The organism is Streptomyces vastus, from assembly GCF_039532825.1.
In the GTDB taxonomy this organism is placed as follows: domain Bacteria; phylum Actinomycetota; class Actinomycetes; order Streptomycetales; family Streptomycetaceae; genus Streptomyces; species Streptomyces vastus.
In genome coordinates this window covers 4,437-4,831 of record NZ_BAAASJ010000056.1, presented here as the reverse complement: position 1 = coordinate 4,831, position 395 = coordinate 4,437, and the positions used below count along the sequence as shown (strand labels likewise).

The following is a 395-nucleotide window of genomic DNA, read 5'->3' as shown; positions in this document are numbered from 1 at the left end:
AGATCTTGTATCCCCAGTAGGTCTTGTTCTTGTATTTCTTCGCCGTCTTGGATTTCTTGTCCGGCCAGGGGACTTTCACACCGGTTCCCGAGACGGTGACCGTGCAGCCGAAGACGTGGCAGACCCATGCGGTGGCGGACGCGGCGACCAGTGCGATGAGTGCTGTGATGGCCCATTCCGCCGCGATGAAAACCGGGATGGCGATGACGAAGCGCCCGTCCAGGTCGTAGGCGTTGACGGGGTCGGCCGGGTACACGTACGCGTTGGTGTTGCCCCCGTAGACCGGGTCGGTCTGCAGGAAGCGGCCGGTGTCGGAACTGTAGAGGCGGCTGCCCATGAGGGTGATGCCACTGATTGTGTCGGCCGACCTCTGGTAGCCGCCGAGCCAGCCGTAT

1 protein-coding gene is annotated in these 395 nt (G+C 62.8%); it reads right to left on the bottom strand.

Annotated elements, in window-relative coordinates; all coding sequences use genetic code 11:
• On the bottom strand, positions 1-395 hold a 395-nt coding region (locus ABD357_RS24230), incomplete at both ends, for an RHS repeat-associated core domain-containing protein (RefSeq protein WP_344392853.1).